General features: G+C 59.6%; 24 protein-coding genes. 20 read left to right on the top strand and 4 right to left on the bottom strand.

All coding sequences use genetic code 11. The annotated features are described in order from the left end of the window. Positions 1–50 precede the first annotated feature (50 nt). Positions 51–2,462: a DNA translocase FtsK gene (locus AC3WJW_RS20630; RefSeq protein ID WP_015094398.1), complete on the bottom strand. Its 2,412-nt coding sequence runs from the start codon at positions 2,460–2,462 to the stop codon at positions 51–53. Positions 2,463–2,756: 294 nt separating this feature from the next. Here AC3WJW_RS20630 and trxB point away from each other — a divergent pair, with 294 nt between their 5' ends. From trxB to infA, 4 genes are all read left to right on the top strand, one after another. Further along, entirely contained in the window at positions 2,757–3,716 is a 960-nt protein-coding gene (trxB, locus tag AC3WJW_RS20625) for a thioredoxin-disulfide reductase (RefSeq protein WP_493727171.1), read from the top strand. 62 nt (positions 3,717–3,778) lie between these two features. Then, on the top strand, positions 3,779–4,459 hold the full coding sequence (aat, locus tag AC3WJW_RS20620) for a leucyl/phenylalanyl-tRNA--protein transferase (RefSeq protein WP_493727170.1): 681 nt from the start codon (positions 3,779–3,781) through the stop codon (positions 4,457–4,459). Positions 4,460–4,516: 57 nt separating this feature from the next. After that, the gene (locus AC3WJW_RS20615) at positions 4,517–5,224 is read left to right on the top strand and encodes an arginyltransferase (protein ID WP_015094395.1); all 708 of its coding nucleotides are present in this window, start codon (positions 4,517–4,519) and stop codon (positions 5,222–5,224) included. 111 nt (positions 5,225–5,335) lie between these two features. Then, positions 5,336–5,554 carry a translation initiation factor IF-1 gene (gene infA / locus AC3WJW_RS20610; RefSeq protein WP_002553999.1) on the top strand — a complete coding sequence of 73 codons (219 nt, stop codon included), beginning with the start codon at positions 5,336–5,338 and terminating at the stop codon, positions 5,552–5,554. A 355-nt stretch (positions 5,555–5,909) separates the two neighbouring features. Here the strand turns inward: infA and clpA are convergent, their stop codons facing one another. Next, the gene (gene clpA / locus AC3WJW_RS20605; RefSeq protein ID WP_007972069.1) at positions 5,910–8,180 is read right to left on the bottom strand and encodes an ATP-dependent Clp protease ATP-binding subunit ClpA; all 2,271 of its coding nucleotides are present in this window, start codon (positions 8,178–8,180) and stop codon (positions 5,910–5,912) included. A gap of 30 nt (positions 8,181–8,210) precedes the next feature. After that, the gene (clpS, locus tag AC3WJW_RS20600; RefSeq protein ID WP_015094394.1) at positions 8,211–8,573 is read right to left on the bottom strand and encodes an ATP-dependent Clp protease adapter ClpS; all 363 of its coding nucleotides are present in this window, start codon (positions 8,571–8,573) and stop codon (positions 8,211–8,213) included. A gap of 223 nt (positions 8,574–8,796) precedes the next feature. Between clpS and cspD the strand changes: the two genes are divergently transcribed. Next, complete coding sequence (gene cspD, locus AC3WJW_RS20595) at positions 8,797–9,051, top strand: cold shock domain-containing protein CspD (RefSeq protein ID WP_493727169.1); 255 nt, start codon at positions 8,797–8,799, stop codon at positions 9,049–9,051. Between the two features lie 79 nt (positions 9,052–9,130). Here cspD and icd read toward each other — a convergent pair whose 3' ends face one another. Further along, entirely contained in the window at positions 9,131–10,387 is a 1,257-nt protein-coding gene (icd, locus tag AC3WJW_RS20590) for an NADP-dependent isocitrate dehydrogenase (RefSeq protein WP_007972065.1), read from the bottom strand. On the opposite strand from icd, the gene AC3WJW_RS20585 reads away from it, so the two are divergent. From AC3WJW_RS20585 to nuoF, 15 genes are all read left to right on the top strand, one after another. Then, the gene (locus AC3WJW_RS20585) at positions 10,386–10,553 is read left to right on the top strand and encodes a hypothetical protein (RefSeq protein WP_162831814.1); all 168 of its coding nucleotides are present in this window, start codon (positions 10,386–10,388) and stop codon (positions 10,551–10,553) included. The two genes, icd and AC3WJW_RS20585, sit on opposite strands and share 2 nt — an antisense overlap. 327 nt (positions 10,554–10,880) lie before the next feature. Beyond that, positions 10,881–13,106 carry an NADP-dependent isocitrate dehydrogenase gene (locus tag AC3WJW_RS20580; protein ID WP_493727168.1) on the top strand — a complete coding sequence of 742 codons (2,226 nt, stop codon included), beginning with the start codon at positions 10,881–10,883 and terminating at the stop codon, positions 13,104–13,106. Between the two features lie 211 nt (positions 13,107–13,317). Continuing rightward, a complete protein-coding gene (locus tag AC3WJW_RS20575; RefSeq protein ID WP_493727167.1) occupies positions 13,318–13,764 on the top strand; it encodes an NUDIX hydrolase in 447 nt (148 codons plus the stop codon). A 59-nt stretch (positions 13,765–13,823) separates the two neighbouring features. Beyond that, positions 13,824–14,957 carry a tRNA 2-thiouridine(34) synthase MnmA gene (mnmA, locus tag AC3WJW_RS20570; protein ID WP_007972086.1) on the top strand — a complete coding sequence of 378 codons (1,134 nt, stop codon included), beginning with the start codon at positions 13,824–13,826 and terminating at the stop codon, positions 14,955–14,957. Further along, positions 14,954–15,577 carry a high frequency lysogenization protein HflD gene (gene hflD / locus AC3WJW_RS20565; protein ID WP_007972088.1) on the top strand — a complete coding sequence of 208 codons (624 nt, stop codon included), beginning with the start codon at positions 14,954–14,956 and terminating at the stop codon, positions 15,575–15,577. The genes mnmA and hflD overlap by 4 nt, the downstream gene beginning before the upstream one ends. 124 nt (positions 15,578–15,701) lie before the next feature. Next, entirely contained in the window at positions 15,702–17,072 is a 1,371-nt protein-coding gene (gene purB, locus AC3WJW_RS20560; RefSeq protein ID WP_493727166.1) for an adenylosuccinate lyase, read from the top strand. 86 nt (positions 17,073–17,158) lie between these two features. Beyond that, complete coding sequence (locus AC3WJW_RS20555) at positions 17,159–18,328, top strand: ribosomal protein uL16 3-hydroxylase (RefSeq protein WP_493727165.1); 1,170 nt, start codon at positions 17,159–17,161, stop codon at positions 18,326–18,328. Beyond that, positions 18,321–18,746, top strand: coding sequence for a GNAT family N-acetyltransferase (locus tag AC3WJW_RS20550; protein WP_095966499.1), 426 nt, complete (start codon positions 18,321–18,323; stop codon positions 18,744–18,746). Before AC3WJW_RS20555 ends, AC3WJW_RS20550 begins: the two co-directional genes overlap by 8 nt. Positions 18,747–19,044: 298 nt before the next feature. Further along, complete coding sequence (locus tag AC3WJW_RS20545) at positions 19,045–19,797, top strand: secretin N-terminal domain-containing protein (RefSeq protein WP_493727164.1); 753 nt, start codon at positions 19,045–19,047, stop codon at positions 19,795–19,797. Positions 19,798–20,270: 473 nt separating this feature from the next. Continuing rightward, positions 20,271–21,596 (top strand): isocitrate lyase, encoded by a 1,326-nt coding sequence (aceA, locus tag AC3WJW_RS20540; RefSeq protein WP_007970439.1) that lies wholly within the window; start codon positions 20,271–20,273, stop codon positions 21,594–21,596. A 567-nt stretch (positions 21,597–22,163) separates the two neighbouring features. Next, positions 22,164–22,577 carry an NADH-quinone oxidoreductase subunit A gene (locus tag AC3WJW_RS20535; RefSeq protein WP_003223812.1) on the top strand — a complete coding sequence of 138 codons (414 nt, stop codon included), beginning with the start codon at positions 22,164–22,166 and terminating at the stop codon, positions 22,575–22,577. A 10-nt stretch (positions 22,578–22,587) separates the two neighbouring features. After that, positions 22,588–23,262, top strand: coding sequence for a NuoB/complex I 20 kDa subunit family protein (locus tag AC3WJW_RS20530; RefSeq protein ID WP_007970441.1), 675 nt, complete (start codon positions 22,588–22,590; stop codon positions 23,260–23,262). A gap of 72 nt (positions 23,263–23,334) precedes the next feature. After that, positions 23,335–25,119: an NADH-quinone oxidoreductase subunit C/D gene (nuoC, locus tag AC3WJW_RS20525; protein ID WP_008020717.1), complete on the top strand. Its 1,785-nt coding sequence runs from the start codon at positions 23,335–23,337 to the stop codon at positions 25,117–25,119. Positions 25,120–25,121: 2 nt separating this feature from the next. Continuing rightward, positions 25,122–25,619: an NADH-quinone oxidoreductase subunit NuoE gene (gene nuoE, locus AC3WJW_RS20520; RefSeq protein ID WP_008053447.1), complete on the top strand. Its 498-nt coding sequence runs from the start codon at positions 25,122–25,124 to the stop codon at positions 25,617–25,619. Further along, on the top strand, positions 25,616–26,971 hold the full coding sequence (gene nuoF, locus AC3WJW_RS20515) for an NADH-quinone oxidoreductase subunit NuoF (RefSeq protein ID WP_095966502.1): 1,356 nt from the start codon (positions 25,616–25,618) through the stop codon (positions 26,969–26,971). The genes nuoE and nuoF overlap by 4 nt, the downstream gene beginning before the upstream one ends. Positions 26,972–26,986: the final 15 nt, after the last annotated feature.

The following is a 26,986-nucleotide window of genomic DNA, read 5'->3' as shown; positions in this document are numbered from 1 at the left end:
TTCGTGGGAGTGCGAGCGGCGCCAAAGGGCGCCACCCTTTCATATTCGGGTCAGTCGCGCACCGGGCCAGGGGCCAGGACTTCACGCGAACCGTTGGTGTTCATGGACGTCACGACCCCGGCCATTTCCATGGCTTCGATCATGCGCGCGGCGCGGTTGTAGCCGATCTTCAGCTTGCGCTGAACCGCGGAAATGGAGGCGCGACGGCTTTCCAGCACGAACTGGACCGCTTCGTCGTACAGCGCGTCGGCCTCGGGATCGTCACCGTCGCCGCCCCCGCTGCTGCCTTCGAAGCCACTGCCCGCCTCTTCGACGCCATTGAGGATGTCGTCGTTGTATTCCGGCGCGCCCCGCAGTTTCCAGGCCTCCACCACGCGGTGAACCTCATCGTCGGACACGAAGGCACCGTGAACACGAATCGGCAGACTGGTGCCCGGCGGCATGTACAGCATGTCACCGTGGCCCAGCAGTTGTTCGGCACCGCCCTGGTCGATGATGGTCCGCGAGTCGATCTTGCTCGACACCTGGAACGCCATGCGTGTCGGGATGTTGGCCTTGATCAGACCGGTGATCACATCCACCGACGGACGCTGGGTCGCGAGGATCAAGTGAATGCCGGCCGCACGCGCTTTCTGGGCGATACGCGCGATCAGCTCTTCAACTTTCTTGCCGACGATCATCATCATGTCGGCGAATTCGTCGACCACCACCACGATGGTCGGCAGCTTTTGCAGGAGCGGCGCTTCGTCGTGGATGCTTTCGCGCTTGTACAGCGGATCGCTCAACGGCTCGCCGGCGTCCTGGGCTTCCTTGACCTTGGCGTTGAAGCCCGACAGGTTTCGCACGCCCATCTTGGCCATCAGCTTGTAGCGGCGCTCCATCTCGGCAACGCTCCAGCGCAGGGCGTTGGCGGCGTCCTTCATGTCGGTGACCACCGGGCACAGCAGGTGCGGAATGCCCTCGTAGATCGACAGTTCCAGCATTTTCGGGTCGATCATGATCAGCTTGGCGTCTTCCGGGCCGGACTTGAACAGGATCGACAGGATCATCGCGTTCACGCCCACCGACTTACCGGAACCGGTGGTACCGGCCACCAGCAGGTGTGGCATCTTCGCCAGGTCGGTGATGACCGGCTTGCCGCCGATGTCGTGGCCCAGGGCCAGGGTGACCGGGGATTTGAAGTTGTCGTACTCGGGGGTCGACAGCACCTCGGAGAAACGCACGATCTGCCGGTCTTCGTTGGGAATCTCGATACCGACCGTGGTCTTGCCCGGAATCACTTCCACCACGCGCACGCTGGTCACGGCCAGGGAACGGGCCAGGTCTTTGGCCAGGTTGGCGATGCGGCTGACCTTGACGCCGGCGGCGGGCTGGATTTCGTAACGGGTAATCACCGGCCCCGGGTGGATCGAGTCCACGGTCACTTCGACACCGAACTCCTTGAGCTTGATTTCCAGCAGGTGGCCGACCGCCGCCAGGGATTCGGGCGAGTAGTTGAGCTGTTTCTTTTCCGCGGGATCGAGAATCGAGATCGGCGGCAAGGTGCCTTCCACGGCGCTGTCGACGAACAGTGGCGCCTGTTTCTCTTTTTCCACGCGTTTGCTCGGCGCGGCCGGTTTTGGCGGCGCGGGTGCAATCACCGGCGGCACCTGCTTCTCACGCTCGGACATGTGCTTGCTCAGGGCCTGCTCACGCTCGATCAAACGCTCCTTGACCTTGGCCTGCTCGCGTTTGTCGGTGACGGTCGGTGCAACCACTTCATCCATACGGTCATCGACTTCACGCAACTGGGCGACCAGCTGTTTGCGTTCGGTACGGGCCGCCCACCAGCGATTGGCCGCGCCCTGGAAGAGTTCGAACAGGTCGAGGGTGATCTTGCCGGTGATGTCCATCACCTTGAACCACGACAGGTCGGTAAACACCGTCAGGCCGAACAGGAACAATGCGATGAACAGCAGCGTACTGCCCTGGATATTCAGGGCGTTCCTCGCCAGTTCGCCGAGGCTTTCCCCCAGCGCACCGCCCGCACCGGCCGGCAGACCGGTCGCGGCATGGAAATGGATATGGGCCAGCGCGGCACCCGACAGCACCAGGAACACCAGGCCGATCAGGCGCCAGGAGAACAGCCAGCCGCTCCACTGCCACGGCTCGTGACGCTGGCGGAAGATCTGGTACGCCTTGACCGCCAGCAGCAACGGGAAGATGTAGGCGAAGTAACCCAGCACCATGAACAGGATATCGGCGCTGTAGGAGCCCGCGGGCCCGCCGAAGTTCTGCACGTCGTCGATCTTGCTGTTATGGCTCCAGCCCGGATCATCCTTGCCATAGGTCAGCAAGGCCATCATCAGGAACAGGCACAGTGCACCGATGGCGATCAGCGCACCTTCCTTGAGTCGGTAGTGCAAGTGCTGGCGCCAGAGCGGAACGACGGCTGGTTTAGGTGCTGCGGTGGATTTCTTCAAAACGCTTCTTTTCCTGCGCCAATGGCGCGTCCATCTGTTGAAAGTCTAAAAAACTGCCCAATCCAGGCAGGTAAAAAAGTTAACACACGTAACCGGGACTACTTTTAACACTGCGCCCCGGCTTTTATAAACACGGTGCGCACTGAATATATGTAACACGCAGGGCATTGTACGGGTTTGTACGCACGACGCCATGCTTGAGACCCTTGGGTGTAGCATAGTCAACAGCACATGACATGCTATTCAATTTGAGCATGCATTGTCTTTTGTGACAAAGGCTTATGAGGTGTTTTTATGAGCGAAGCGAAGCATTCCCGCCTGATTGTCCTGGGCTCCGGTCCTGCCGGTTACAGCGCAGCCGTTTATGCCGCCCGCGCCAACCTCAAGCCCGTTGTCATTACCGGCATACAGGCAGGTGGCCAGCTCACCACCACCGTCGAAGTCGATAACTGGCCAGGCGACGTCGAAGGCCTGACCGGCCCCGTGCTGATGGAGCGCATGCAAAAACACGCCGAGCGCTTTGCCACCGAGATCGTTTACGACCACATCCATACCGCCAAGTTGCAACAACGGCCATTCGAACTGATCGGTGATGGCGGCACCTACACCTGCGACGCCCTGATTATTGCCACCGGCGCCTCCGCGCAATACCTGGGCCTGCCGTCGGAGGAAGCATTTGCCGGCAAAGGGGTGTCGGCGTGCGCGACCTGTGACGGGTTCTTCTATCGCAACCAGGTGGTCGCGGTGGTCGGCGGCGGCAACACGGCGGTCGAGGAAGCCTTGTACCTGTCGAACATCGCCAGGGAAGTGCACCTGATCCATCGACGCGACAAACTGCGCTCGGAGAAAATCCTCCAGGACAAACTCTTCGAAAAAGCCGCCAACGGCAATATCCGCCTGCATTGGAACCAGAATCTGGACGAAGTGCTCGGCGATGCCAGTGGCGTGACCGGTGCCCGCCTGCGGGACAGCCAAACGGGTGAAACCAAAGAGCTGGCGCTGGCCGGGGTGTTTATCGCCATCGGCCACAAACCCAACACCGACCTGTTCATCGGGCAACTGGAAATGCGCGACGGGTATCTGCTGGTCAAGGGCGGCAGCGAAGGCGATGCTACCGCCACGGCGATTGCAGGCGTGTTTGCCGCCGGCGACGTGGCCGACCATGTTTATCGCCAGGCCGTTACGTCTGCCGGGGCCGGTTGCATGGCGGCGCTGGACGCCGAAAAATACCTCGACGACATTCCTGCCGTTTGAAGGCAAACTTTATGGCGGGCCAACGCCCACCACTGCCCTCCCCTTCTGCAAGCCCGGATGCCATGCTGACTTGGTTACAACGCAACACCTTGCATTTCCCACCGCTGGAAAAGGCCATGCGCGACCCCAACGGGCTGCTGGCTGCCGGTGGCGACCTGTCCGCCGATCGGCTGATCTCGGCTTACCGCCACGGCTGCTTCCCATGGTTTTCCGAAGGCCAGCCGATTCTCTGGTGGTCGCCGGACCCGCGCACGGTTCTGTTTCCCGACGAATTGCACGTCTCGCGCAGCCTGAACAAACTGCTGCGCCAGCAACGCTACCAAGTGACCTTCGACCAGGACTTCGCCGCCGTCATTCGCGCCTGTGCGGCGCCCCGGGATTATGCCGACGGCACCTGGATCACCGAAGCGATGCAAGAGGCCTACATCGAGCTGCACAGGCGGGGTCACGCGCACTCGGTGGAAGTGTGGGACGGGGACGAACTGGTCGGCGGCCTGTATGGCCTGGCGATGGGCCGGTTGTTTTTTGGCGAGTCCATGTTCAGCCGCGCTGACAACGCCTCTAAATTCGGCTTTGCCACCCTGGTCCGGCATCTGAAAGACTCGGGTTTTGTACTGATCGATTGCCAGATGCCCACCGATCACCTGCATAGTTTGGGAGCCCGGGCGATTCCGCGTCGCGAATTTGCCGCTTATCTGGCCCGGCATCTGGACCAACCCAACCATGCCACCTGGGTTTGCTGAGCGACTTTTGCGCGCGTGGCTTACACTTATTCAAAAGCATTATCCCGAGGGTTGATCATGACCGAGTTGGCGCGTTTGAAGTTCTATGCCACTCAGCCGCACTCTTGCAGTTATCTGCCCGATGAGCAGGCCACAACCCTGTTCCTCGACCCTAGCCAGCCCATGGATGTGCATGTCTATGCAGACCTGTCGGAGATGGGGTTTCGTCGCAGTGGCGATCATCTCTACCGGCCGCATTGCCAGAATTGCAATGCCTGCGTTCCGGCGCGCATTCCCGTGGGGCAGTTCACGCCCAACCGGCAACAGAAACGCATCTTCAAGCGCAACGCGGACTTGCAGGTGCGCCCGGCCAAGCCCCGCTTCAACGAAGAGTACTTCGAGCTTTACCAGCGCTACATCGAACAGCGTCACGCCGATGGCGACATGTACCCGCCCAGTCGCGACCAGTTTTCGACCTTCCTGGTGCGAGACCTGCCGTTTTCACGGTTTTATGAGTTCCGCCTGAACGGCCAGCTGCTGGCCGTCGCCGTCACCGATTTACTGCCGAACGGTCTTTCGGCTGTCTACACCTTCTACGAGCCAGCCGAAGAGCGTCGCAGCCTTGGGCGCTATGCAATCCTGTGGCAAATCGCCGAGGCCAGGCGACTGGGGCTAGAGGCGGTCTACCTCGGCTACTGGATCAAAAACTGCAAAAAAATGAATTACAAGACTCAATATCGCCCTATTGAGTTGCTGATTAATCAGCGCTGGGTGGTTCTAAACTAGAGCCGGCCCTAAACCCCTTGGCTTAAACCCCACTTTTCGGGCACAATGCACGCCGCTTTTGCCTGGCGCAGTTGCACCGGGCCATTCATTGGACACCGAGGGCTTTACTGCATGTCGAAAGAAGACAGCTTCGAAATGGAAGGCACTGTCGTCGACACCCTGCCCAACACCATGTTTCGTGTGGAGTTGGAAAATGGGCACGTCGTAACCGCGCACATCTCCGGCAAGATGCGCAAGAACTACATCCGTATTCTTACCGGCGACAAAGTGCGCGTAGAGCTGACTCCCTACGACTTGAGCAAAGGGCGCATCACCTACCGCGCCCGCTAAGGTAGGAGCGAGCTTGCTCGCGAAAAACCTGAGAGCACCGCGTCAAGTCAGAGTCCCCGCATCATCGTTGACGACCATCGCGAGCAAGCTCGCTCCTACAGTGATAGGGCCCGCTCGCCGATCAAGTCAATACAAAACGCCCGGCTTATGCCGGGCGTTTTTGTTTGTGCGGGATTTGACCCACTCTCGAATTCCTGACGCCGATCCTCTGTAGGAGCTGCCGAAGGCTGCGATCTTTTGATCTTAAAAAACAAAATCAAAAGATCGCAGCCTTCGGCAGCTCCTACAGGGGGATTCGTGTTCAGATAACAAAAAGGCGCCTTTCGGCGCCTTTTTGTTTTATTGCGATTTAACGTCAGGCCATCTCGGCCGTGGTCTCGAACTCGAAGGTCAGCTCGCCATCCTTGATGTCAATGTGCACCACACCGCCATGTTCGGCCAGTTCGCCAAAGAGAATCTCCTCCGCCAGTGGACGCTTGATCTTGTCCTGGATCAGGCGAGCCATTGGGCGAGCACCCATCGCCGCATCGTAGCCACCCTCGGCCAGCCAGCTGCGGGCCGCATCGGTGACTTCCAGCAACACCCGCTTGTCTTCCAGCTGCGCCTGAAGCTCGGTAAGGAACTTGTCCACCACGCTCTTGATGACCTCATGGCTGAGGCGACCAAACTGGATGATGGTGTCCAGACGGTTGCGGAATTCCGGCGTGAAGCTCTTCTTGATCACTTCCATCGCATCGGACGAGTGGTCCTGGAAGGTAAAACCGATCGAAGCACGAGCCGCTGTCTCGGCACCGGCGTTGGTCGTCATGATGACGATCACGTTACGGAAATCCGCCTTGCGCCCGTTGTTATCGGTCAAGGTACCGTGGTCCATGACCTGCAGCAGCAGGTTGAAGACTTCCGGATGCGCTTTCTCGATTTCATCGAGCAACAGCACGCAGTGTGGTTGCTTGGTGATGGCTTCGGTCAGCAGACCGCCCTGGTCGAACCCGACATAGCCCGGAGGCGCACCGATCAGACGCGATACGGTGTGGCGCTCCATGTACTCGGACATGTCGAAGCGAATCAGCTCGACACCCAGTGCCTTGGCCAACTGACGCGCCGCTTCGGTTTTACCGACACCGGTAGGCCCTGCGAACAGGAACGAACCGACAGGCTTGTCAGGGGACTTGAGGCCGGCACGGGACAACTTGATCGCGGTTGCCAGCGAGTCGATCGCGGCATCCTGACCAAATACGGTCAACTTCAGGTCACGCTCGAGGTTACGCAGCAGTTCCTTGTCGGAGCTGGTGACGTGCTTTGGTGGAATCCGCGCGATTTTCGCGACGATGTCTTCGACCTGAGGCACTTCAATGCGTTTAACACGCATCTCGACCGGTTGCAGGCGCTGGTAGGCACCCGCTTCGTCGATCACATCGATCGCCTTGTCCGGCATGTGACGATCATTGATGTAACGCGAAGCCAGTTCGGCAGCCGCGCGCAGGGCTTCATCGCTGTATTCGATATTGTGATGGCTTTCGAAACGCCCCTTCAGGCCGCGCAGAATGCCAATGGTGTCTTCCACCGAAGGCTCCGACACATCGACCTTCTGGAAACGCCGGGCCAAGGCACGGTCCTTCTCGAAGATGCCGCGGAATTCCTGGAAGGTGGTCGATCCGATGCAACGGATATCACCCGAGGACAGCAGCGGCTTGAGCAGGTTCGAGGCATCCATGACGCCACCGGACGCAGCACCCGCACCAATGATGGTGTGGATTTCGTCGATGAACAGGATCGCCTGCGGCCGTTTTTTCAGCTCATTGAGCAACGCCTTGAAGCGCTTCTCGAAATCACCACGGTACTTGGTACCGGCCAACAAGGCACCCAGGTCGAGGGAGTAAACCACGCTGTTCGCCAGCAGGTCCGGCACCTGGTTGTCGACAATGCGCTTGGCCAGGCCTTCAGCGATCGCGGTTTTACCCACGCCCGCCTCGCCCACCAGCAGCGGGTTGTTCTTGCGCCGGCGCGCCAGGATCTGTGCGACACGCTCGACTTCCAGCTCACGCCCCACCAACGGATCGATACGACCCTGGCGCGCGAGTTCGTTGAGGTTGCTGGCATAAGCATCCAGGGGATTGCCCGAGGAAGAAGACTCACCGCCCTCGTCGTCCTGCATATCTTGCTCACCTTCAGAGTGATCGCCATGCCCCGGCACCTTGGAAATGCCGTGGGCGATGTAGTTGACGACATCTATGCGGGCAACGCTCTGCTGTTTCAGCAGGAACACCGCCTGACTCTCTTGCTCACTGAAGATCGCGACCAGCACGTTGGCGCCAGTCACTTCGCGTTTGCCCGAGCTCTGTACGTGAAACACAGCACGTTGCAGTACACGCTGGAAGCCCAGGGTTGGCTGGGTTTCGCGATCCTCGTCATGCACGGGGATCAATGGCGTGGTGGAGTCGATGAACTCCTGCAGGTCATGCTTGAGTTTGTCGAGGTTTGCGCCGCACGCACGCAGAACGGTGGCGGCAGCCTCATTGTCCAATAGGGCCAGCAGGAGGTGTTCGACGGTCATGAACTCATGACGCTTCGAACGGGCCTCCTTGAAGGCAAGATTGAGGGTGACTTCGAGCTCGCGGTTTAACATAGCTTCACCTCATACCCAAGTGGTCGGCGATTAACCGTCCTTCTCGATTTCACAGAGTAGCGGATGCTGGCTTTCCCTGGCGTACTGGTTGACCTGCATGGCCTTGGTCTCCGCGATGTCGCGGGTAAACACTCCACATACTGCCCGTCCTTCTGTATGGACGGCCAGCATGACCTTGGTCGCCAGCTCGCGATTCAGGTTAAAAAACACCTCGAGCACTTCGACGACGAAATCCATCGGTGTGTAGTCATCGTTGAACAAAACCACCTTGTACATCGGCGGCGCCTGTAGAGCAGGCTTTGCCTCCTGAACAGCAATGCCTGCGGAATCGTCGTCGTGTAAATCAGGGCGATCCTGATTGAATGTTAGTCGAATCTGGCTGATTGCATGCATGGAAAGAAAGGTTCGTCAGTTGTTCAAATACAGTGGTGGGGGCGGCTATCAGCGATTTCAACTCCGACTGCCGGTCAGCTTGACTATCGGCAAAAGGGTGTTACAACCAATAGAGCCCACAGTGGGTAAAAAAGGTCCGCGGAGTCAAACTTATTTACAGGTTCGACTGCGGATGTACTGGATGATACTCCAGTGATGGAGTCTGTTGCAGAGGGAGTTGGGTATGGCAGTCGGCAAGGTGAAGTGGTTCAACAATGCCAAGGGTTATGGATTCATCAACGAGGAAGGCAAGACAGAAGATCTGTTTGCCCACTACTCGGCCATTAAAATGGAAGGTTATAAAACCCTGAAAGCCGGGCAAGCCGTCGTATTCGACATCATCCAGGGCCCCAAAGGCCTTCACGCGGTCAACATCGGCAACCCGGTGGACGCCTCGAAAACCGCGACACCGTTACCTGAGCAGACCGTTTCGGTTTAACACCGCCGCATCAGCCAGCCATAAAAAAACCGCCTGACTCAACTTCTTGAATCAGGCGGTTTTTTGTGTGCCTGCGTTTTTACATGTGCGAGATCAGTGCATCACCGAAACCGGAAGACGACACCAGTTTCGCGCCCTCCATCAGACGCTCGAAATCATAGGTCACGGTCTTGGCGGAAATCGCGCCATTGGTGCCCTTGATGATCAGGTCGGCCGCTTCGGTCCAACCCATGTGGCGCAGCATCATTTCAGCGGAGAGGATCAGCGAACCCGGGTTGACCTGGTCCTTGCCGGCGTACTTCGGCGCCGTACCGTGGGTGGCTTCGAACATGGCCACGGTGTCGGACAGGTTGGCACCCGGCGCGATACCGATACCGCCCACTTCCGCCGCCAGGGCGTCGGAGAGGTAGTCACCGTTCAGGTTCAGGGTCGCGATCACATCGTACTCGGCCGGGCGCAGCAGGATCTGCTGGAGCATGGCGTCGGCGATGGCATCCTTGACGATGACGTTTTTGCCGGTTTTCGGGTTCTTGAACTGCATCCACGGACCGCCGTCGAGCAGGGTCGCGCCGAATTCTTCAGCCGCCACTTCGTAGGCCCATTCCTTGAAGGCACCTTCGGTGAACTTCATGATGTTGCCTTTGTGCACGATGGTCAGCGAGTCGCGATCGTTGTCGACCACATATTGCAGGGCCTTGCGCGCCAGACGCTTGGTACCTTGCAGCGAAACCGGCTTGACACCGATACCGCAGTTCTCGTCGAAACGGATCTTGGTGACGCCCATTTCTTCTTTAAGGAACTTGATGACCTTGGTGGCTTCCGGCGTACCGGCCTTCCACTCGATACCGGCGTAGATGTCTTCGGAGTTCTCGCGGAAGATGGTCATGTCGACATCGCCTGGCTTCTTGACCGGGCTAGGCACGCCTTCGAACCAGCGCACCGGACGCAGGCAGACGTACAGGTCGAGTTGCTGGCGCAGGGCCACGTTCAGCGAACGGATGCCGCCACCGACCGGGGTGGTCAGCGGGCCCTTGATGGAAACCACGTAATCCTTGACCGCGTCCAGGGTCTCCTGAGGCAGCCAGGTGTCCTGATCGTAGACCTGAGTCGCTTTTTCCCCGGCGTACACTTCCATCCAGGAAATCTTGCGTTCGCCACCGTAAGCCTTCTTAACAGCAGCATCGACAACCTTGATCATGACCGGGCTGATGTCGACACCAATGCCGTCGCCTTCGATGAAGGGGATGATCGGGTTATTAGGAACATTGAGAGAATGGTCTGCATTGACGGTGATTTTGTCGCCGACGGCTGGAACCTGAATCTTCTTGTAACCCATGCTGAACTCCATTGATTGGATTGAACATCTGGCTTGGTTCGAGCGTAACCCAGTTGAATCGGCGCGCAAACCCTATGTTCTGTCCATATGCCGCAAAGCCGCACAACCAGCGGCCTACAAGCCTGAAAGCAAAGGGAAAAACGCCAAACTCAAGCACGACGAATGACCTTACGCCCTGTTCGTCCCTGCGACCTTTAGACCAATGGACGACATTCGTTGCGTATGAACCATCGGCAGATTGCCAGCTACCTATGTATAATGCCGCCGCTGACTAAAGGGTCACGACGGACTGAACAGCTCTACGACGAGTGTTTACGCCCGATTGGTCGGTCTGTTACCGCAGCCCGACTGCTTGACGCCCCACTGATGCACCCAACATCACAGCAACGAAACCTCGATATTCGGCTCATGGATGACTTTGAACGAACGCGCTTACCCGGCGCCCTCGAGTTTCTGCGCACGCTTTAGCAAAGAAGAGAGAGTTAATCCGAATATGCCCACCCGCTCGAAGATCATCTATACCTTCACCGACGAAGCTCCTGCCCTCGCCACCTATTCACTGTTGCCTATCGTAGAGGCGTTCACCGCCTCGGCTGATATCGCCGTTGAAACCCGCGATATCTCTCTTGCAGGGCGCATCCTGGCCAGCTTCCCCGAGCAACTGGGTGACAAAGCCGTAGCCGACCACCTCGCCGAACTGGGCGCCCTGGCCGTTACGCCTGAAGCCAACATCATCAAGCTGCCGAACATCAGTGCTTCGGTTCCACAACTGCAGGCCGCGATCAAAGAGCTGCAAGCCCAGGGCTACAACCTGCCGGACTACCCGGAAACCGTGATCTGCGACGCCGACAAAGAAGCCAAGGCGCGCTACGACAAGGTCAAGGGCAGCGCCGTGAACCCGGTTCTGCGTGAAGGCAACTCCGACCGTCGCGCGCCGCTGTCGGTCAAGAACTACGCGCGCAAGCACCCGCACAAAATGGGCGCCTGGGCCAAGGACTCCAAATCCCACGTTGCGCACATGAGCACCGGCGATTTCTACGGCAGCGAAAAAGCCGCCCTGATCGACGCCGCTGACGCCGTGAAAATCGAACTGATCGCTCAAGACGGCACCGCCACCGTCCTGAAAGAAAAGACCAGCGTACAAGCCGGTGAGATCCTCGATTGCGCGGTCATGAGCAAAAACGCCCTGCGCAGCTTCATCGCCGCCGAAATCGAAGACGCCAAGGCACAAGGCGTGCTGCTGTCGGTTCACCTGAAAGCGACCATGATGAAGGTCTCCGACCCGATCATGTTCGGCCAGATCGTTGCCGAGTTCTATAAAGACGCACTGGCCAGGCACGCTGACGTGCTGGCACAGATCGGCTTCAACCTGAACAACGGCATCGGCGACCTGTACGCTCGCATCAAGGCCCTGCCTGCTGAACAGCAAGCGGCCATCGAAGCTGACATCCAGGCGGTCTACGCCGCTCGCCCTTCCCTGGCGATGGTCAACTCCGACAAAGGCATCACCAACCTGCACGTGCCGAGCGACGTGATCGTCGATGCTTCGATGCCGGCGATGATCCGTGACTCCGGCAAGATGTGGGGCACCGACGGCCAGCTGCACGACACCAAGGCCGTGATCCCGGATCGTTGCTACGCGACCATCTACCAGGCCGTGATCGAAGATTGCAAAGCCAACGGCGCATTCGACCCGACCACCATGGGCAGCGTGCCGAACGTTGGCCTGATGGCGAAGAAAGCCGAAGAGTACGGCTCCCACGACAAGACCTTCCAGATCAAGGCTGACGGCGTTGTTCGCGTCACCGACAGCAAGGGCAACCTGCTGCTGGAGCAGTCGGTTGAAGCCGGCGACATCTTCCGCATGTGCCAGACCAAAGATGCACCGATCCAGGACTGGGTCAAACTGGCGGTCAACCGTGCTCGCGCCAGCAGCACCCCGGCGATTTTCTGGCTGGACCCAATGCGCGCCCACGACGGCGTGGTGATCGAGAAAGTTCAGGCTTACCTGAAGGATCACGACACTACCGGCCTGGACATCCAGATCATGTCGCCGGTCGACGCCATGAAGTACACCCTGCAGCGCACCCGCGAAGGCAAGGACACCATCTCGGTGACCGGCAACGTACTGCGCGACTACCTGACCGACCTGTTCCCGATCATGGAACTGGGCACCAGCGCCAAGATGCTGTCGATCGTGCCGCTGATGAACGGCGGTGGCCTGTTCGAAACCGGCGCCGGCGGTTCGGCGCCGAAGCACGTTCAGCAACTGCTGGAAGAGAACTTCCTGCGCTGGGATTCGCTGGGTGAATTCCTGGCCCTGGCCGCGTCCCTGGAACACCTGGGCGTGACCTACAACAATCCAAAGGCGCTGGTACTGGCCAAGACCCTGGACCAGGCCACCGGCCAGTTCCTGGACAACAACAAGTCGCCATCGCGCAAAGTCGGCAACATCGACAACCGCGGCAGCCACTTCTACCTGGCGCTGTACTGGGCTCAAGCCCTGGCCGCCCAGACCGAAGACACTGCACTGCAAGCGCAGTTCGCGACCCTGGCCAAAACCCTGACCGAGAACGAGGCGACCATCGTTGCCGAACTCAACGCCGTTCAGGGCAAGCCAGTGGACATCGGCGGTTACTACCACGCCGACGCCGAGCTGATCAGCAAGGCCATGCGCCCAAGCGCAACCTTCAACGCAGCGGTTGCAGCGCTGGTTTAAGGTTGTAAGGAAGCACCACAAACCCCGGCCATGTGCCGGGGTTTGTGTTTGTGGCGTTTACACAACTTTATCTGTCGAAATCGGACCCTGTGGGAGCGAGCCTGCTCGCGAATGCGGTTTATCATTCAACATCAATGCTGGCTGACCCACCGCTTTCGCCAGCAGGCTCGCACACATTGATCGCATTCCAAACTTGATCTGAGGACGCTTCATGGACTGGAAACCCCACATCACCGTCGCCACCATCGTCGAAGACAATGGCCGCTTCCTGATGGTCGAAGAGCTCAAGCACGGTCGCGTGGTGCTCAACCAGCCCGCCGGCCACCTGGATCCGAACGAAACCCTGACCGAAGCCGCCGTGCGCGAAACCCTCGAGGAAACCGGCTGGGACGTCGAACCGACCGGCGTACTGGGCATTTACCTCTACACCGCCCCGAGCAACGGCGTGACCTACCAGCGGGTCTGCTTCATCGCAAAACCGCTGAAACACCACCCCGATTACCAACTGGACGACGGCATCGTCGGCGCCAAGTGGTTGACCCGCGACGAATTAATGGAACAACGCGACAACTGGCGCAGCGAGCTGATCATGCGCTGCATCGACGACTATCTGGCAGGCCAACACTTCGGCCTTGAATTGATCCGTCCTTCTCTTTAGCCATGCAGGCTCCAGCCTGTTAGAATCGCGTCCTTTTTCAAGACACTCATTGAATCCCTATGCGTGATCCAGCCCCTTCTGACACACAAAAGAAGCGCGTCATTGTCGGCATGTCCGGCGGCGTGGACTCTTCCGTTTCCGCCCTCCTGCTGATCGAGCAGGGTTATGAGGTGGAAGGCCTGTTCATGAAGAACTGGGAAGAAGACGATGGAACGGAATACTGCACCGCCATGGATGACCTGGCGGACGCCCAGGCCGTGTGCGACAAGATCGGCATCAAGTTGCATACCGCCAACTTCGCCGCCGAGTACTGGGACAACGTGTTCGAGCATTTCCTGGCCGAATACAAGGCCGGACGCACGCCGAACCCGGACATCCTGTGCAACCGCGAAATCAAGTTCAAGGCGTTCCTCGACTACGCCATGATGCTTGGCGCCGACCTGATCGCCACCGGCCACTACGTGCGTCGCCGCGACATCGATGGCCGTACCGAACTGCTCAAGGGCCTGGACCCGAACAAGGACCAGAGCTACTTCCTGCACGCCGTCGGCGGCGAACAGATTGCCAAGACCCTGTTTCCGGTCGGCGAGCTGGAAAAACCGCAAGTGCGCGCGATTGCCGAGAAATACGAGCTGGCGACCGCGAAGAAGAAGGACTCCACCGGGATCTGCTTCATCGGCGAGCGCCGTTTCAGCGATTTCCTCAAACAGTACCTGCCGGCACAACCGGGCGAGATCAAGACCACCGAAGGTGAAATCATCGGCCGTCATCACGGCCTGATGTATCACACCATCGGCCAGCGCCAGGGTCTGGGCATCGGCGGCCTGAAAGACGCCAGCGACGAGCCGTGGTACGTGCTGATCAAGGACCTGGAGCACAACGAGCTGATCGTTGGCCAGGGCAATGACCACCCGTGGCTGTTCTCCCGCGCCCTGCTCGCTTCCGATATCTACTGGGTCAACCCGATCGACCTGAGCCAGCCACGCAAGCTGACCGCCAAGGTTCGCTATCGTCAGAGCGACCAGCCCTGCACCCTGGAAAAAACCGCCACCGGTTATCGCGCGACGTTCGATGACCCGCAACGCGCAGTGACCCCAGGCCAGTCCGTGGTGTTCTATGACGGTGAAATCTGCCTCGGCGGCGGTGTGATTGAAGTCGCCGAGCCGTGGACGAGCAAGGGCCAGGCCCTATGAACCCGATTCAGGAGCAACTGACAGCACTGGGCGGCGTGTTTCTCGCCGCGGTGCTGGTGGACAGGATTGCCAAGAGCGGCCAGACCAACGAGGCCGGCCTGAGCTGCATGCTCGGCAGCCTGCTGATCCGTGACCCCAAGGACACCCTGGAAGTCTATGGCGGCGATGACATCAACCTGCGTGAAGGCTATCGCGCCCTGATCGGCGCCCTCGAGCGCGACCCGAGCGCCCTGCAGCGCGAGCCGCTGCGCTATGCCCTGGCCATGCTCGGTCTTGAGCGCCAACTGGCAAAACGTGGCGACATGCTCGAGGTGATCGGCAAGCGTTTGCCGCAGATCCAGTCCCAGGTCGAACACTTCGGCCCGGCGCACGAAAACGTGATCGCCGCCTGCGGCGCGCTGTACCAGGACACGTTGAGCACCCTGCGCCAACGCATCCAGGTGCACGGCGACATGCGCAACCTGCAACAACCGAGCAACGCCTCGAAAATTCGTGCCCTGCTGCTGGCCGGCATCCGTTCCGCACGCCTGTGGCGGCAATTGGGCGGTCATCGCTGGCAGCTGGTGATCAGCCGCCGAAAATTGCTCAAAGAGCTTTACCCCTTGATGCGTAACGAATAACCCGCATCGACAGCACCGAACTCTGCAATACGCGTAATACGCCGGTCAGTTGGCGACGGACCGGCGGATTTTTTCATGTATGATACGCGCCCCATTTCGTTGCCCGACTGTCCGAGAACACCCCATGCAGCTCTCTTCGCTCACTGCGGTTTCCCCTGTTGACGGCCGCTACGCCGGCAAAACCCAGGCCCTGCGCCCAATTTTCAGCGAGTACGGCCTGATCCGTGCCCGCGTTCTGGTTGAAGTGCGCTGGCTCCAGCGCCTGGCCGCTCACCCTGCCATCAGCGAAGTGCCGGCGTTCTCCGCCGAAGCCAACGCTGTGCTCAACACCCTGGCGGAAAACTTCTCTCTGGAGCACGCCGAGCGCGTCAAAGAGATCGAGCGCACCACCAACCACGACGTCAAGGCCATCGAATACCTGCTCAAAGAGCAAGCGGCCAAGCTGCCGGAACTGGCCAAGGTCAGCGAGTTCATCCACTTTGCCTGCACCAGCGAGGACATCAACAACCTGTCCCACGCCCTGATGCTGCGCGAAGGCCGTGATGACGTGATGCTGCCGCTGATGCGCCAGACCGCCAACGCCATCCGCGAACTGGCCATCCGTTTCGCCGACGTGCCGATGCTGTCGCGCACCCACGGTCAACCGGCCTCGCCGACCACCCTGGGCAAAGAACTGGCGAACGTGGTTTACCGCCTTGAGCGCCAGATCGCTCAAGTCGCTGCCGTTCCGCTGCTGGGCAAGATCAACGGCGCTGTCGGCAACTACAACGCCCACCTGTCGGCCTACCCTGAGATCGACTGGGAAGCCAATGCCCGCGCCTTCATCGAAGACGAACTGGGCCTGGGCTTCAACCCGTACACCACGCAGATCGAACCGCACGACTACATTGCCGAGCTGTTCGACGCGATCGCCCGTTTCAACACCATCCTGATCGACTTCGACCGCGACATCTGGGGCTACATCTCCCTGGGTTACTTCAAACAGCGCACCATCGCTGGCGAAATCGGCTCGTCGACCATGCCGCACAAGGTCAACCCGATCGACTTCGAAAACTCCGAAGGCAACCTGGGCATCGCCAACGCACTGTTCCAGCACCTGGCGAGCAAGCTGCCGATCTCCCGCTGGCAGCGCGACCTGACCGACTCCACCGTACTGCGTAACCTCGGTGTCGGCTTCGCCCACAGCGTGATCGCGTACGAAGCCAGCCTCAAGGGCATCAGCAAGCTTGAGCTCAACGAGCAGAAGATTGCCGCCGACCTGGACGCCTGCTGGGAAGTATTGGCCGAGCCGATCCAGACCGTGATGCGTCGCTACAACATCGAAAACCCGTACGAAAAACTGAAAGAACTGACCCGCGGCAAGGGCATCAGCCCTGAAGCGCTGCAGACTTTCATCGACGGCCTGGACATGCCAGCCGCGGCCAAGGCCGAGCTGAAACAGCTCACCCCGGCGAACTACATCGGCAACGCTGTAGAACAAGCCAAACGCATCTGATCGATCGCTAGACCCTTTGAAGACGCCCGGCCGCGCCGGGCGTTTTTATTCCCGTCTGAAAAGTGCATTTTTTCAATAGGTTACACATGAATCCTGATATTCCTCTTCAACTTCTGGGCGGCATCACGGCACGGGAATTCCTGCGCGATTACTGGCAGAAAAAGCCGCTGTTGATCCGCCAGGCGATTCCTGATTTCGAAAGCCCGATCGACGCCGACGAACTGGCCGGCCTGGCGCTGGAAGAAGAAGTCGAATCGCGCCTGATCATCGAGAATGGCGAGCGTCCATGGGAACTGCGTCGCGGCCCGTTCGCCGAAGATGAATTCAGCAAGCTGCCTGAGCGTGACTGGACCCTGCTGGTTCAGGCCGTGGACCAGTTCGTCCCGGAAGTCAGCGAACTGCTGGAAAACTTCCGCTTCCTGCCGAGCTGGCGCATCGACGACGTGATGATCAGCTACGCCGCGCCGGGCGGCAGCGTGGGTCCGCACTTCGACAACTACGACGTGTTCCTGCTGCAAGGCCACGGCAAGCGCAACTGGAAGATCGGCCAGATGTGCAACGCCGAGAGCCCGATGCTGGCCCACGCCGACCTGCGCATCCTCTCCGAATTCGAAGCCACCGATGAATGGGTGCTGGAGCCGGGCGACATGCTCTACCTGCCGCCGCGCCTGGCCCACTGTGGCGTCGCCGTGGATGACTGCATGACCTACTCGGTGGGCTTTCGCGCGCCGAGCGCCGCTGAAGTGCTGACCCACTTCACCGACTTCCTCAGCCAGTTCCTGTCGGACGAAGAACGCTACACCGACGCCGACGCCTTGCCGGCTGCCGATCCTCACCAGATCCAGCGCGATGCACTCGACCGCCTCAAAGGCCTGCTGGCCGAGCACATGAGCGACGAGCGCCTGCTGCTGACCTGGTTCGGCCAGTTCATGACCGAGCCTCGCTACCCGGAACTGGTGGTGGGTCCGGAAGACGTCGAAGAAGAGGACTTCATGTCCGCCCTGGAGCAAGGCGCGATCCTGATTCGCAACCCGAGCGCGCGCCTGGCGTGGTCCGAAGTCGATGACGACCTGCTGCTGTTCGCCAGCGGCCAGAGCCGTTACCTGCCGGGCAAACTGCGCGAACTGCTGAAGATGATCTGCGCCGCCGATGCGCTGCACGCCGACAACCTCGGCGAGTGGTTGAGCGATGAAGACGGCCGCGGCCTGCTGTGCGAACTGGTCAAGCAAGGAAGCCTGGGGTTTGCCGATGAATAAGATTCACGTACGTGTCGCAGACTGGCAAAAGGACAACGCCGAGATCCGGCGCATTCGTGAAGCGGTGTTCGTCGCCGAGCAATCCGTTCCGCCAGAACTGGAATGGGACGCCGATGACATTGATGCCGTGCATTTCCTCGCTTACGAAGGCGACTTTCCGATCGGCACCGCGCGCCTGCTGCCTGACGGCCACGTCGGTCGGGTCTCGGTGCTCAAGGACTGGCGCGGCCTGAAAGTCGGCGATGCGCTGATGCAAGCGGTCATCGGCGAAGCCGAAGAGCGCGGACTCAAGCAGCAGATGCTCAGCGCCCAGGTACAAGCCACGGCGTTCTATGAGCGCCTGGGCTTTCACATGGTCAGTGAGGAGTTCCTGGAAGCCGGGATTCCGCATGTGGACATGGTGCGGCATTCGGCCTGATACCGAGTCGCCTACATCGCGAGCAAGCTCGCTCCCACAATAGATTTGTGAGTTGCTGAAGATTCTGGCAACACCATCGATCCCTGTGGGAGCGAGCTTGCTCGCGATAGCAGCCTCAAGAACACCACAAAACGCCCTGACATCACGCGATGCCGGGGCGTTTTGCTGTCCAGGATTCAACTTGCGCCACTACAGGCCGACAAACTGGCAATATCAATAAAAATCCAAGGGCAAGATCAAAAGATCGCAGCCTTCGGCAGCTCCTACGGGCTTTGTTTATTTGGCGGAGATAACGGATATGTCCCTACGCACCCTGCTCACCACCCTGCTGCTGGGCTGCAGTTTTTCGGTGATGGCAGCCACAGAAATCGTGCCCCTGAACTACCGCACCAGCGCCGACCTGCTGCCGGTGGCGCAGGATTTCGTCGGCAAGGACGGACAGGTCAGCGCCTACGGCAATCAACTCATCGTCAACGCCGATCAGCGCAAGATCGACGAACTTAAGGCCCTTCTTTCCCAACTCGACACGGCACCCAAGCGCCTGCTGATCACGGTCGACACCAGTGACAACAACTTCCAGGGTGACCAGGGTTCTTCAGCCAACGGCGCCAAGACCCGCATCATCAACTACAGCACCGACAGCCGCGACGGCGGCATTCAGCAAGTGCAGGCCAGCGAAGGCGCACCGGCGCTGATCCAGGTCGGCCAGAGCGTGCCGCTGACCAGCTCGCAGACCGACTCCTACGGCGACCTGCGCAGCCAGACCGAATACCGCAACGTCACCCAGGGGTTTTACGTCACCGCAAACGTCACCGGCGACATCGTTCACCTCTCGATCAGCACCAACCGTGACCGCATGAGCCAGGAACGTCAGGATGTAGTGAACGTGCAAAGTACCGACACAACCGTCACCGGCCACCTCGGTGAGTGGATCCTGCTGGCCGGGGTCAATGGCCAGACCCAGGCCGACAAACAGGGCCAGACCCGCAGCTACTCAACCCAGAGCCGCAACGACATGACTTTGCGGGTGAAAGTCGACACCTTGGACTAAACCACCAAAAACTGACTGGCGAGTCGTATTAGACCAAAGATGTAGTGCTTGAAAAAAAGCACTACAAAACGTTTGACGAGCCAAAAAAGCGAAGGCATGATGGCCTCGCTCCCGCTAATCAGGGGCCCTGGCAAGGGCCTTCGAGGCGATGTTCGCACCTACCCCGCGAACCGCTTCGTGTCTGTACCGCCCACAAGGTGTGTTTGACGAGGTTGTCGACTGGAACGAAGTTGTCCCGAGGGACGGAAGCGTAATAGGTAACCCGGCACCACACTGATGTTCGTACCAAGGCCCACGACGCCCGAATGCGCCCGCAGTTCGCCTTTACCTGCTCACTTCCCCTCGAGCCCATCGTTCATCCCGTCGCCCTCCCCGCCGAATCCGACTTGACCGCTTAAGCTTCTGGTCAGCGAGCGCAGGAATTTTCCACCGCAGAACAACTTTTCATAAAGACGCGACGAGGTTTATCTCCCATGGCACTGACACGCGAACAGCAAATTGCAGCCCTCGAAAAAGACTGGGCTGAAAACCCGCGCTGGAAAGGCGTGACACGCACTTACTCCGCTGCTGACGTCGTCCGCCTGCGTGGCTCGGTTCAACCTGAGCACACCTTTGCAAAAATGGGCGCCGAGAAGCTGTGGAACCTGGTCACCCAGGGTGCCAAGCCAGCCTTCCGTCCTGAGAAAGATTTCGTCAACTGCATGGGCGCCCTGACCGGCGGCCAGGCTGTACAACAAGTCAAAGCCGGTATCCAGGCGATCTACCTGTCGGGCTGGCAGGTTGCTGCGGACAACAACTCCGCCGAATCGATGTACCCGGACCAGTCGCTGTACCCGGTGGACTCGGTTCCAACCGTGGTCAAGCGCATCAACAACTCGTTCCGTCGTGCCGACCAGATCCAGTGGAAAGCCGGCAAGAACCCGGGCGACGCTGGCTACATCGACTACTTCGCACCGATCGTGGCTGACGCCGAAGCCGGTTTCGGCGGCGTACTGAACGCCTACGAGCTGATGAAGAGCATGATCGAAGCAGGCGCCGCCGGCGTTCACTTCGAAGACCAGCTGGCTTCCGTGAAGAAATGCGGCCACATGGGCGGCAAGGTACTGGTTCCTACCCAGGAAGCCGTACAGAAGCTGACCGCTGCCCGTCTGGCAGCTGACGTCGCCGGTACTCCGACCATCATCCTGGCCCGTACCGACGCCAACGCCGCTGACCTGCTGACGTCCGACTGCGACCCGTACGACCAGCCATTCGTGACTGGCGAACGTACCCAGGAAGGCTTCTACAAAGTGCGCGCCGGTCTGGACCAGGCCATCGCTCGCGGCCTGGCCTACGCTCCGTACGCCGACCTGATCTGGTGCGAAACCGCCAAGCCGGACCTGGACGAGGCTCGTCGCTTCGCTGAAGCGATCAAGAAGGAATACCCGGACCAACTGCTGTCGTACAACTGCTCGCCTTCCTTCAACTGGAAGAAAAACCTGGACGACGCGACCATCGCCAAGTTCCAGCGCGAACTGTCCGCCATGGGCTACAAGCACCAGTTCATCACCCTGGCCGGCATTCACAACATGTGGCACAGCATGTTCAACCTGGCGCACGACTACGCCCGCAACGACATGACTGCCTACGTGAAGCTGCAAGAGCAGGAATTCGCTGACGCCGCCAAGGGCTACACCTTCGTGGCTCACCAGCAGGAAGTGGGCACCGGCTACTTCGACGACATGACCACCGTGATCCAGGGTGGCTCGTCTTCGGTAACCGCACTGACCGGTTCGACTGAAGAAGAACAGTTCCACTGATCTGTTTCTTGAGTAAACAGCCGCTGCGGACCGGATAGAAAGCTAACCGCAGCGCTGCACATCTGACGCCCCGACCGCCTGGTTCGGGGCGTTTTTTTTGCCTGCGATTTCACCAACACCACACTCTCCCTGTAGGAGCGAGCCTGCTCGCGAAAAACTCAAGGACGCCGCTGGGGAATCTGGTTCCCCGCGTTATCGTTCACGACCATCGCGAGCGAGCTCGCTCCTACAAGTAACGCCCATATAAGACAACTTCCCGAGTATCTGCAGGACAAGCAGTTTGAAAACCGAGCCAAATAATATTGATTATCATTTAAAGGCAACTATGTTCGTTACATTCCTTACAAAACATAATTGACGAAATGCCGGCTAATGCCCACGGGCCAAGGGCCACAGGGCTTTTGGGGTTCCCTATGTCCTTATTCCTATAAATAATTTCGCTATAGGAATTTTACTTGCCGGGTGTTTAGCCATAAAATCAGCGGGATTGATTGCTGCGACATATCGTCACTGCTTTTGTTTCTTTTCAAGCTCAGAGACCTTTGCTCTCTGTTAAGGATTACCAGCATGCCCGAAGCGACAGGACTCATGGCCCACAACTGGGGCTTTGCCATTTTCCTTCTAGGCGTCGTCGGCCTCTGCGCCTTCATGCTGGGCGTCTCCAGCCTCCTCGGGTCAAAAGCCTGGGGCCGCAGCAAAAACGAACCGTTCGAGTCCGGCATGCTACCTACAGGTGGCGCCCGCTTGCGGCTCTCAGCCAAATTCTATCTGGTCGCGATGCTCTTCGTGATCTTCGATATCGAAGCCCTCTTTCTCTTTGCATGGTCTGTGTCCGTCCGCGAAAGCGGCTGGACCGGATTCGTCGAAGCTCTCGTTTTCATAGCAATTCTGTTGGCAGGCCTTGTCTACCTATTCCGAGTGGGCGCCCTTGACTGGGCTCCGGAAGCTCGGCGCAAGCGGCAAGCGAAGCTGAAACAATGAGGCTTTGGCAATGCAATACAATCTCACCAGGATCGACCCCGATGCTCCTAACGAGCAGTATCCGATTGGCCAGCGGGAAACCGTTTCCGATCCGTTAGAAGATCAAGTCCACAAAAACATTTTCATGGGCAAGCTCGAAGACGTGCTCAACGGCACGATCAATTGGGGGCGCAAGAATTCCCTGTGGCCGTATAACTTCGGTCTTTCGTGCTGCTACGTGGAAATGACCACCGCCTTCACGGCGCCCCACGACATCGCGCGCTTTGGCGCCGAGGTTATCCGGGCATCGCCGCGCCAGGCGGATTTCATGGTTATCGCCGGTACCTGCTTCATCAAGATGGCGCCAATCATTCAGCGTCTCTACGAGCAAATGCTCGAGCCTAAATGGGTCATCTCCATGGGTTCGTGCGCCAACTCCGGTGGCATGTACGACATCTACTCCGTCGTTCAAGGGGTGGACAAGTTCCTGCCCGTGGACGTCTACGTGCCTGGCTGCCCGCCCCGCCCTGAAGCTTTCCTGCAAGGCCTGATGCTGTTGCAGGAGTCGATTGGCCAGGAGCGTCGCCCTCTTTCCTGGGTCGTTGGCGATCAAGGCGTGTATCGCGCCGAGATGCCTTCCGAGAAGGAAAAGCGCCGCGAACAGCGTATTCAGGTAACCAACCTGCGCAGCCCCGACGAAGTCTGATCCAGATCTGCTGTTTCAAAGAAACGAGAAGCTGGCTTCATTCTTTACGTTGACCGAAAGCGATAAATAACCATGACTACAGGCAGTGCTCTGTACATCCCGCCTTACAAGGCAGACGACCAGGATGTGGTCGTCGAACTGAACAACCGTTTTGGCCCGGAGGCGTTCACCGCCCAGCCTACCCGCACCGGCATGCCGGTGCTTTGGGTTGCCCGCGCCAAACTCGTCGAAGTCCTGACGTTCCTGCGCAACCTGCCCAAGCCGTACGTCATGCTCTATGACCTGCACGGCGTGGACGAGCGTCTGCGCACCAAGCGTCAAGGGCTGCCGAACGGCGTCGACTTCTCCGTGTTCTACCACTTGATGTCGATCGAACGTAATAGTGACGTAATGATCAAGGTCGCCTTGTCCGAGAGCGACCTCAGCCTGCCGACCGTCACCAGCATCTGGCCGAACGCCAACTGGTACGAGCGTGAAGTCTGGGACATGTACGGCATCGACTTCAAAGGCCACCCGCACCTGTCGCGCATCATGATGCCGCCGACCTGGGAAGGTCACCCGCTGCGCAAGGACTTCCCGGCACGCGCCACCGAGTTCGATCCGTTCACCCTGAACCTGGCCAAGCAGCAGCTCGAAGAAGAGTCCGCGCGCTTCAAGCCGGAAGACTGGGGCATGAAGCGTTCCGGCCCGAACGAGGACTACATGTTCCTCAACCTCGGCCCGAACCACCCGTCCGCGCACGGTGCGTTCCGCATCATCCTGCAGCTGGACGGTGAAGAGATCGTCGATTGCGTACCGGACATCGGCTACCACCACCGTGGTGCCGAGAAGATGGCCGAGCGTCAGTCGTGGCACAGCTTCATCCCGTACACCGACCGTATCGATTACCTCGGCGGCGTGATGAACAACCTGCCGTACGTGCTCTCGGTCGAGAAGCTGGCCGGCATCAAGGTGCCCGAGAAGGTCGACGTCATCCGCATCATGATGGCCGAGTTCTTCCGGATCACCAGCCACCTGCTGTTCCTGGGTACCTACATCCAGGACGTCGGCGCCATGACCCCGGTGTTCTTCACCTTCACCGACCGCCAGCGCGCCTACACGGTGATCGAGGCCATTACCGGTTTCCGTTTGCACCCGGCCTGGTACCGCATCGGTGGCGTCGCCCACGACCTGCCGCGCGGCTGGGAAAAGCTGGTCAAGGACTTCGTCGAGTGGATGCCCAAGCGTCTGGACGAATACCAGAAAGCCGCCCTGGACAACAGCATCCTGCGTGGCCGGACCATCGGCGTCGCCGACTACAACACCAAAGAGGCCCTGGAATGGGGTGTCACCGGTGCCGGCCTGCGCTCTACCGGTTGCGACTTCGACCTGCGTAAAGCGCGCCCGTACTCGGGCTACGAGAACTTCGAATTCGAAGTGCCGCTGGCCGCCAATGGCGATGCCTACGACCGCTGCATCGTGCGTGTCGAGGAGATGCGCCAGAGCATCAGGATCATCGACCAGTGCCTGCGCAACATGCCGGAAGGCCCGTACAAGGCGGATCACCCGCTGACCACGCCGCCGCCGAAAGAGCGCACCCTGCAGCACATCGAAACCTTGATCACGCACTTCCTGCAAGTTTCGTGGGGCCCGGTCATGCCGGCCAACGAATCCTTCCAGATGATCGAAGCGACCAAGGGCATCAACAGTTATTACCTGACGAGCGATGGCGGCACCATGAGCTACCGCACCCGGATTCGTACCCCAAGCTTCCCGCACCTGCAGCAGATCCCTTCGGTGATCAAAGGCAGCATGGTCGCGGACTTGATCGCGTACCTGGGTAGTATCGATTTCGTTATGGCCGACGTGGACCGCTAAGCATGAACAGCACGCTTATCCAGACAGACCGTTTCACCTTGAGTGAAACCGAGCGCTCGGCCATCGAGCACGAGTTGCATCACTACGAAGACCCGCGCGCGGCGTCGATCGAAGCCCTGAAGATCGTCCAGAAGGAACGTGGCTGGGTGCCGGACGGCGCCCTGTACGCCATCGGCGAGATCCTCGGCATCCCGGCCAGCGACGTTGAAGGCGTGGCGACGTTCTACAGCCAGATCTTCCGTCAGCCGGTCGGCCGTCACATCATTCGCGTCTGCGACAGCATGGTCTGCTACATCGGCGGCCACGAGTCCGTGGTCAGCGAAATCCAGAGCAAGCTCGGCATCGGCCTGGGTCAGACCACCACCGATGGTCGTTTCACCCTGCTGCCGGTCTGCTGCCTCGGCAACTGCGACAAGGCGCCGGCGCTGATGATCGACGACGACACGTTCGGTGATGTGCAGCCTGCCGGCGTTGCCAAATTGCTCGAGGGCTACGTATGACCCTGACTTCCTTCGGTCCAGCCAACCGCATCAAGCGTTCGGCCGAGACTCACCCGCTCACCTGGCGCCTGCGCGACGACGGCGAAGCCGTATGGCTCGACGAGTACCAGGCCAAGAACGGTTACGCCGCTGCGCGCAAGGCCTTCGCCGACATGGCCCAGGACGACATCGTCCAGACCGTGAAAGATTCCGGCCTCAAGGGTCGCGGCGGTGCAGGCTTCCCCACTGGCGTGAAGTGGGGCCTGATGCCCAAGGACGAATCCATCAACATCCGCTACCTGCTGTGCAACGCGGATGAAATGGAGCCGAACACCTGGAAAGACCGCATGCTGATGGAGCAACTGCCCCATCTGCTGATCGAAGGCATGCTGATCAGTGCCCGCGCACTGAAAACCTACCGTGGCTACATCTTCCTGCGTGGCGAATACACCACCGCCGCCAAGCACCTGAACCGTGCCGTGGAAGAAGCCAAGGCAGCGGGCCTTTTGGGCAAGAACATCCTGGGCAGCGGTTTCGATTTCGAGCTGTTCGTCCACACCGGTGCCGGGCGTTACATCTGCGGTGAAGAAACCGCACTGATCAACTCCCTCGAAGGCCGCCGTGCCAACCCGCGCTCCAAGCCGCCCTTCCCTGCCGCCGTTGGCGTGTGGGGCAAGCCGACTTGCGTGAACAACGTCGAGACCCTGTGCAACGTGCCGGCGATCATTGCCGACGGCGTGGACTGGTACAAATCGTTGGCTCGCGAAGGCAGCGAAGACATGGGCACCAAGCTCATGGGCTTCTCCGGCAAGGTCAAGAACCCGGGCCTGTGGGAATTGCCGTTCGGCGTCACCGGTCGCGAGCTGTTCGAAGACTACGCCGGTGGCATGCGCGACGGTTACAAGCTCAAGTGCTGGCAGCCAGGCGGTGCCGGTACCGGCTTCCTGTTGCCGGAACACCTGGACGCACAAATGTACGCCGGCGGCATCGCCAAAGTGGGCACCCGTATGGGTACCGGCCTGGCCATGGCGGTGGACGACAGCGTCAACATGGTGTCCCTGCTGCGCAACATGGAGCAGTTCTTCGCCCGCGAATCCTGTGGCTTCTGCACCCCGTGCCGCGATGGCTTGCCATGGAGCGTCAAGCTCCTGATGGCCATCGAGAACGGTGAAGGCCAGCCAGGCGACATCGAGACCCTGCTGGGTCTGGTCGGCTTCCTCGGCCCAGGCAAGACCTTCTGTGCTCACGCACCGGGCGCCGTGGAGCCGTTGGGCAGCGCAATCAAATACTTCCGTCCAGAGTTCGAAGCCGGTATCGCGCCTGTCAGCGCCGCCGTCCCGCCTCTGGCAAGGCCGATCGTAGTCGGCGCGTAACCGCTTAAAAAGGCG

Source organism: Pseudomonas sp. GW821-FHT07G06 (assembly GCF_058986625.1).
The sequence above is the reverse complement of the archived record's forward strand: the minus strand, read 5'-3'. Positions and strand labels throughout refer to the sequence as shown.

Coding starts and splice junctions, on each gene's coding strand:
- hflD (WP_007972088.1), top strand. CDS start 14,954: ATGAACCCGATTCAGGAGCAACTGACAGCACTGGGCGGCGTGTTTCTC.
- clpS (WP_015094394.1), bottom strand. CDS start 8,573: ATGCATGCAATCAGCCAGATTCGACTAACATTCAATCAGGATCGCCCT.
- aat (WP_493727170.1), top strand. CDS start 3,779: ATGCTGACTTGGTTACAACGCAACACCTTGCATTTCCCACCGCTGGAA.
- AC3WJW_RS20615 (WP_015094395.1), top strand. CDS start 4,517: ATGACCGAGTTGGCGCGTTTGAAGTTCTATGCCACTCAGCCGCACTCT.
- nuoE (WP_008053447.1), top strand. CDS start 25,122: ATGAACAGCACGCTTATCCAGACAGACCGTTTCACCTTGAGTGAAACC.
- nuoF (WP_095966502.1), top strand. CDS start 25,616: ATGACCCTGACTTCCTTCGGTCCAGCCAACCGCATCAAGCGTTCGGCC.
- AC3WJW_RS20535 (WP_003223812.1), top strand. CDS start 22,164: ATGCCCGAAGCGACAGGACTCATGGCCCACAACTGGGGCTTTGCCATT.
- mnmA (WP_007972086.1), top strand. CDS start 13,824: ATGCGTGATCCAGCCCCTTCTGACACACAAAAGAAGCGCGTCATTGTC.
- nuoC (WP_008020717.1), top strand. CDS start 23,335: ATGACTACAGGCAGTGCTCTGTACATCCCGCCTTACAAGGCAGACGAC.
- AC3WJW_RS20545 (WP_493727164.1), top strand. CDS start 19,045: ATGTCCCTACGCACCCTGCTCACCACCCTGCTGCTGGGCTGCAGTTTT.
- AC3WJW_RS20555 (WP_493727165.1), top strand. CDS start 17,159: ATGAATCCTGATATTCCTCTTCAACTTCTGGGCGGCATCACGGCACGG.
- purB (WP_493727166.1), top strand. CDS start 15,702: ATGCAGCTCTCTTCGCTCACTGCGGTTTCCCCTGTTGACGGCCGCTAC.
- AC3WJW_RS20580 (WP_493727168.1), top strand. CDS start 10,881: ATGCCCACCCGCTCGAAGATCATCTATACCTTCACCGACGAAGCTCCT.
- clpA (WP_007972069.1), bottom strand. CDS start 8,180: ATGTTAAACCGCGAGCTCGAAGTCACCCTCAATCTTGCCTTCAAGGAG.
- trxB (WP_493727171.1), top strand. CDS start 2,757: ATGAGCGAAGCGAAGCATTCCCGCCTGATTGTCCTGGGCTCCGGTCCT.
- AC3WJW_RS20530 (WP_007970441.1), top strand. CDS start 22,588: ATGCAATACAATCTCACCAGGATCGACCCCGATGCTCCTAACGAGCAG.
- AC3WJW_RS20585 (WP_162831814.1), top strand. CDS start 10,386: ATGCTGAACTCCATTGATTGGATTGAACATCTGGCTTGGTTCGAGCGT.
- icd (WP_007972065.1), bottom strand. CDS start 10,387: ATGGGTTACAAGAAGATTCAGGTTCCAGCCGTCGGCGACAAAATCACC.
- infA (WP_002553999.1), top strand. CDS start 5,336: ATGTCGAAAGAAGACAGCTTCGAAATGGAAGGCACTGTCGTCGACACC.
- cspD (WP_493727169.1), top strand. CDS start 8,797: ATGGCAGTCGGCAAGGTGAAGTGGTTCAACAATGCCAAGGGTTATGGA.
- AC3WJW_RS20575 (WP_493727167.1), top strand. CDS start 13,318: ATGGACTGGAAACCCCACATCACCGTCGCCACCATCGTCGAAGACAAT.
- AC3WJW_RS20550 (WP_095966499.1), top strand. CDS start 18,321: ATGAATAAGATTCACGTACGTGTCGCAGACTGGCAAAAGGACAACGCC.
- aceA (WP_007970439.1), top strand. CDS start 20,271: ATGGCACTGACACGCGAACAGCAAATTGCAGCCCTCGAAAAAGACTGG.